Annotated in this window: 3 protein-coding genes, 4 tRNA genes and 2 rRNA genes; all 9 read right to left on the reverse strand. The window is 52.7% G+C overall.

Annotated features, from left to right (window positions below; all coding sequences use genetic code 11):
* Positions 1–3: 3 nt before the first annotated feature.
* The 9 genes from U367_RS0118695 to U367_RS0118735 all read right to left on the reverse strand — a co-directional run bounded on the left by U367_RS0118695 (position 4) and on the right by U367_RS0118735 (position 6,150).
* A tRNA-Trp gene (locus U367_RS0118695) sits at positions 4–79 on the reverse strand.
* 161 nt (positions 80–240) lie between these two features.
* Positions 241–316: transfer RNA gene (locus tag U367_RS0118700), tRNA-Thr, on the reverse strand.
* 26 nt (positions 317–342) lie between these two features.
* Positions 343–416 (reverse strand) — tRNA-Gly (locus U367_RS0118705).
* Between the two features lie 24 nt (positions 417–440).
* Positions 441–525, reverse strand: a tRNA-Tyr gene (locus U367_RS0118710).
* Between the two features lie 143 nt (positions 526–668).
* On the reverse strand, positions 669–1,115 hold the full coding sequence (locus tag U367_RS0118715; protein ID WP_028618135.1) for a hypothetical protein: 447 nt from the start codon (positions 1,113–1,115) through the stop codon (positions 669–671).
* Between the two features lie 7 nt (positions 1,116–1,122).
* A complete protein-coding gene (locus tag U367_RS0118720; RefSeq protein WP_028618136.1) occupies positions 1,123–1,872 on the reverse strand; it encodes a pantothenate kinase in 750 nt (249 codons plus the stop codon).
* Positions 1,862–2,821: a bifunctional biotin--[acetyl-CoA-carboxylase] ligase/biotin operon repressor BirA gene (gene birA / locus U367_RS0118725; protein ID WP_028618137.1), complete on the reverse strand. Its 960-nt coding sequence runs from the start codon at positions 2,819–2,821 to the stop codon at positions 1,862–1,864. Before birA ends, U367_RS0118720 begins: the two co-directional genes overlap by 11 nt.
* A 166-nt stretch (positions 2,822–2,987) precedes the next feature.
* A 5S ribosomal RNA gene (gene rrf / locus U367_RS0118730) occupies positions 2,988–3,103 on the reverse strand.
* 155 nt (positions 3,104–3,258) lie between these two features.
* Positions 3,259–6,150, reverse strand: a 23S ribosomal RNA gene (locus tag U367_RS0118735).
* Positions 6,151–6,214: the final 64 nt, after the last annotated feature.

The following is a 6,214-nucleotide window of genomic DNA, read 5'->3' on the forward strand; positions in this document are numbered from 1 at the left end:
ATCTGGCAGGTCAGGAGGGAATCGAACCCCCAACCTACGGTTTTGGAGACCGTCGCTCTGCCAATTGAGCTACTGACCTAAAACAAAATCAGGCCGACCATTATGCAGGCCTGAAAAAGACTTTACAACAACCAACCCCACTAGACTTGAAATCACCCGACGATAAAGCCAGACGCAACACCAACAAGCCGAGGCAGCTGTTAAAACAAAGGCAGATATTTTCATATCTGCCTTGTCATATGGAGCTCTTGAGCGGATTTGAACCGCTGACCTCACCCTTACCAAGGGTGTGCTCTACCAACTGAGCTACAAGAGCGAAACACCTTGCACAACCTGCAAACTTGGAGCGGGTAGCGGGAATCGAACCCGCATCATCAGCTTGGAAGGCTGAGGTTCTACCACTAAACTATACCCGCGGAGCTTGCAGCTCACGCTAAAAATGGTGGAGGGGGAAGGATTCGAACCTTCGAAGTCGTAGACGTCAGATTTACAGTCTGATCCCTTTGGCCGCTCGGGAACCCCTCCTAAGCGAGCCGGCATTTTACATTACGCCGACCTTCTGTCAAGCATTTTCTCATTTAAAAATATGAGGTTAGCTGCATTGACCTTCGCTTCACGCTGTAGACCTTAAAGGTCTTCACTGCGAAGCGGGCGCCATTCTATGCAAACTATTCGAGAGATGCAACGCCTTCGCACAACATTATTTTATGTTTTAACTCATTGAATTCCTTAGCAAGGTTCTCAAAAGGCAGATCCTCAGCCAGGCGTCGGCTTTCAGGGGCTACGCGCAGCCAATAGCCGGAAGCTTCAGCCGTATTCAGCAATTGAAGCTTGGCCTTTATATCTAGGCTTGTGAGCCGCTGCTCTACAGTCTGAGCCTGTCGCTGATCCGCGAAACCACCGATGTACAAACAGGTATTTTGCGCCTCTGCTGCTTTTGCACGATCTCTGCGCACCACGGCATCAGAGGACTCACTGAGCAAGCGGATGTCCTGCTGCCCACCCTTATAAAGGCTTAAGGGCGTGACATCTTTGGCGCGCAACGGCGCTTCTTGCTGATGCCAAATGTAGTAGAAGGCGTTAAGGACAAGTAAGAGCAAAAACAACCAACGCATAGTCACCTCAGGACAAAGGACAAGCCATCGCCAAACCGACAAAAACCAGATCTGGAACGAGTCGGGCCTGCGGCACTGCACCTGCCACCAAATCGGCGTCTCCTCCGGTGAGAAACACAGTGAAATCATCGCCCCAGTAGCTTCGAGCCAACTCCAACTGAGTCATTACAAACCCTCTGAGCATAAGCGTACAACCTCGCTCCACCGCCTCTACCGTCGTGCGACCTGGAGATAGGCGCTCCAGCGCCCTTTCAGCCGCAGCGTCGTCGTAGCGTATCTTGCGTGTATGAGTTCGCAGCTGGTTGCGCATGAGGGGCATACCAGGACAAATGAAACCGCCGAGGTGCTCGCCATCCGCCGCAATAAAATCCGCCGTGGCTGCCGTGCCGAAATCAAGCACCAGGCAAGCGCCGCGCGCCAGCTTGAATCCGCCCAGCATTGCCAACCAGCGATCAAGACCCAGACGCTCAAAATCTTCGTAGCCGTTGCGTACTCCGGCCATCTCACGTGCTGGAGCAGCGCAGGAAACGGCAATTCCGAAAGCCTCATGCAGAGCCGCAACGAGCTTGCTTGTTTCTTCCAAGGCACGAACGCTCACCAATCGGCAGTGCGTCAGCAACAGCCCGGGAAGCGCCACAAGACTGTCAATCAATGCCAGATCAGAACCGACAACCCCTTCCGCCGATGCACTCGTACCACCCAAATCAAGCACACGCCACTTGATAAAGCTATTCCCACAGTCGAGCTCAAGAATCATCACGCAACCTCAGGCTTAACTCACCACCACTGTATATTTTCTCAACACCATCAACGCTTAAGCGCAGCGCCCCCTGGTGGTCTACACCCAGTACAACGCCATCGACTTGGCTGACACCCGCGATAAGAGATACCGACCGCCCCTGCCAGGCGTGATTCTGCTCCCACTCATCTTTGAGTGCGACAAAACCACCCTGCCGGTGCCGCTCAAGGTAGCCTTGCAGTTGCAGCCCCAACTGCGCCACCAACGCATTGCGATTCACCGGAGAACCTGTCTGCAACTGTATCGAAGTCCATTGCTGGTCCACCTCGTCAGCCCTTTGCATATTCACGTTGATGCCTATTCCGAGGACAACGTGGCAGATATCAGCGGGGTCTCCTACCAATTCCAGCAAAATCCCGGCAATTTTCTTCTGCCCTACCAGAACGTCGTTTGGCCACTTCAGAGCAGCGCCCTGCACACCCGACTCGCGCAAGGCCTGCATGACCGCCAAGCCCACAACCAGGCTCAGCCCCTCCAACTGTCGCAGTCCCGACTCGATGCGCAATACGAGGCTGTAATACACATTTTGTGCGTATGGACTTACCCACTTCCGACCCCTCCTACCCCGGCCGGCTGTTTGTTGCTCCGCAAGCACCAGGAACGGCGCCGAGTGCCCGGCATCAACAAGACGCAAGGCTTCGGCATTAGTGGAGTCAACGGAGTCAGAGATACAAATGGGCCACGTCAAGGAGGGCGCATTCAACGCAATATCTTCAGCAGCCAAGAACACCAGCGGTGACGCCAACTGATACCCCTTACCTCGCACCTTATGTATGGGCAGATTGAGTTCTGCCTCCAGGTGCTGGAGTTGCTTCCAGACAGCACTGCGGCTGACACCCAGGGCGGCGCCAAGCGCTTCCCCCGAGTGGAATCGGCCATCTTTCAGAAGTTTTAACAGCGTCAGCATGCAAATATCGCCTCACAATGAGGCACGCATGATAGCCATGCGCAGGGTCATTGCATAGAAACGCGGGACTTTAGTACTGAAGGTCGTCGAAATGGACGCCTTTGTGCTTTTCGACCGCCCAAAACAAAACCCCATCTGCTTTCGCAAATGGGGTTTCGGAATTTAATCTTGACGATGACCTACTCTCACATGGGGAAACCCCACACTACCATCGGCGATGCATCGTTTCACTGCTGAGTTCGGGATGGGATCAGGTGGTTCCAATGCTCTATGGTCGTCAAGAAATTCGGGTACTGAGTCGTGGCTTATGCCTCGCTTCAGCAAATTGGGTATGTGACAGCTTTCGGTGCTTGTGAGCGTCGAACTTTCGGTTCATTTTCGTCTTCACACACCGCAATCTGATGCTCGTTAGAGTAGTCAAATTGCTTGGGTGTTATATGGTCAAGCCTCACGGGCAATTAGTATTGGTTAGCTCAACGCCTCACAGCGCTTACACACCCAACCTATCAACGTCGTAGTCTTCGACGGCCCTTCAGGGAACTCAAGGTTCCAGTGAGATCTCATCTTGAGGCTAGTTTCCCGCTTAGATGCTTTCAGCGGTTATCTATTCCGAACATAGCTACCCGGCAATGCCACTGGCGTGACAACCGGAACACCAGAGGTTCGTCCACTCCGGTCCTCTCGTACTAGGAGCAGCCCCTCTCAAATCTCAAACGTCCACGGCAGATAGGGACCGAACTGTCTCACGACGTTCTAAACCCAGCTCGCGTACCACTTTAAATGGCGAACAGCCATACCCTTGGGACCGGCTTCAGCCCCAGGATGTGATGAGCCGACATCGAGGTGCCAAACACCGCCGTCGATATGAACTCTTGGGCGGTATCAGCCTGTTATCCCCGGAGTACCTTTTATCCGTTGAGCGATGGCCCTTCCATACAGAACCACCGGATCACTAAGACCTACTTTCGTACCTGCTCGACGTGTCTGTCTCGCAGTCAAGCGCGCTTTTGCCTTTATACTCTACGACCGATTTCCGACCGGTCTGAGCGCACCTTCGTACTCCTCCGTTACTCTTTAGGAGGAGACCGCCCCAGTCAAACTACCCACCATACACTGTCCTCGATCCGGATAACGGACCTGAGTTAGAACCTCAAAGTTGCCAGGGTGGTATTTCAAGGTTGGCTCCACGCAGACTGGCGTCCACGCTTCAAAGCCTCCCACCTATCCTACACAAGCAAATTCAAAGTCCAGTGCAAAGCTATAGTAAAGGTTCACGGGGTCTTTCCGTCTAGCCGCGGATACACTGCATCTTCACAGCGATTTCAATTTCACTGAGTCTCGGGTGGAGACAGCGCCGCCATCGTTACGCCATTCGTGCAGGTCGGAACTTACCCGACAAGGAATTTCGCTACCTTAGGACCGTTATAGTTACGGCCGCCGTTTACCGGGGCTTCGATCAAGAGCTTCGCGTTAGCTAACCCCATCAATTAACCTTCCGGCACCGGGCAGGCGTCACACCCTATACGTCCACTTTCGTGTTTGCAGAGTGCTGTGTTTTTAATAAACAGTCGCAGCGGCCTGGTATCTTCGACCGGCATGAGCTTACGGAGCAAGTCCTTCACCCTCACCGGCGCACCTTCTCCCGAAGTTACGGTGCCATTTTGCCTAGTTCCTTCACCCGAGTTCTCTCAAGCGCCTTGGTATTCTCTACCCAACCACCTGTGTCGGTTTGGGGTACGGTTCCTGGTTACCTGAAGCTTAGAAGCTTTTCTTGGAAGCATGGCATCAACCACTTCGTTAACTAAAAGTTAACTCGTCATCAGCTCTCGGCCTTAGAATCCCGGATTTACCTAAGATTCCAGCCTACCACCTTAAACTTGGACAACCAACGCCAAGCTGGCCTAGCCTTCTCCGTCCCTCCATCGCAATAACCAGAAGTACAGGAATATTAACCTGTTTTCCATCGACTACGCTTTTCAGCCTCGCCTTAGGGACCGACTAACCCTGCGTCGATTAACGTTGCGCAGGAAACCTTGGTCTTTCGGCGTGGGTGTTTTTCACACCCATTGTCGTTACTCATGTCAGCATTCGCACTTCTGATACCTCCAGCAAGCTTCTCAACTCACCTTCACAGGCTTACAGAACGCTCCTCTACCGCATCACTTACGTGATACCCGTAGCTTCGGTGTATGGTTTGAGCCCCGTTACATCTTCCGCGCAGGCCGACTCGACTAGTGAGCTATTACGCTTTCTTTAAAGGGTGGCTGCTTCTAAGCCAACCTCCTAGCTGTCTAAGCCTTCCCACATCGTTTCCCACTTAACCATAACTTTGGGACCTTAGCTGACGGTCTGGGTTGTTTCCCTTTTCACGACGGACGTTAGCACCCGCCGTGTGTCTCCCATGCTCGGCACTTGTAGGTATTCGGAGTTTGCATCGGTTTGGTAAGTCGGGATGACCCCCTAGCCGAAACAGTGCTCTACCCCCTACAGTGATACATGAGGCGCTACCTAAATAGCTTTCGAGGAGAACCAGCTATCTCCGAGCTTGATTAGCCTTTCACTCCGATCCACAGGTCATCCGCTAACTTTTCAACGGTAGTCGGTTCGGTCCTCCAGTTAGTGTTACCCAACCTTCAACCTGCCCATGGATAGATCGCCCGGTTTCGGGTCTATTCCCAGCGACTAGACGCCCTATTAAGACTCGCTTTCGCTACGCCTCCCCTATTCGGTTAAGCTCGCCACTGAAAATAAGTCGCTGACCCATTATACAAAAGGTACGCAGTCACCCAACAAAGTGGGCTCCCACTGCTTGTACGCATACGGTTTCAGGATCTATTTCACTCCCCTCTCCGGGGTTCTTTTCGCCTTTCCCTCACGGTACTAGTTCACTATCGGTCAGTCAGTAGTATTTAGCCTTGGAGGATGGTCCCCCCATATTCAGACAAAGTTTCTCGTGCTCCGTCCTACTCGATTTCATGACTAAGAGATTTTCGCGTACAGGGCTATCACCCACTATGGCCGCACTTTCCAGAGCGTTCCGCTAATCTCAAAGCCACTTAAGGGCTAGTCCCCGTTCGCTCGCCACTACTAAGGGAATCTCGGTTGATTTCTTTTCCTCAGGGTACTTAGATGTTTCAGTTCCCCTGGTTCGCCTCTTGCACCTATGTATTCAGTACAAGATAACCATCTTATGATGGCTGGGTTCCCCCATTCAGACATCTCCGGATCAAAGTCTGTTTGCCGACTCCCCGAAGCTTTTCGCAGGCTACCACGTCTTTCATCGCCTCTGACTGCCAAGGCATCCACCGTATGCGCTTCTTCACTTGACCATATAACCCCAAGCAATCTGGTTATACTGTGAAGACGACATTCGCCGAAAATTCGAATTTCTCA

Source organism: Pseudomonas canadensis, from assembly GCF_000503215.1.
Taxonomy (GTDB): Bacteria; Pseudomonadota; Gammaproteobacteria; order Pseudomonadales; family Pseudomonadaceae; genus Aquipseudomonas; species Aquipseudomonas canadensis.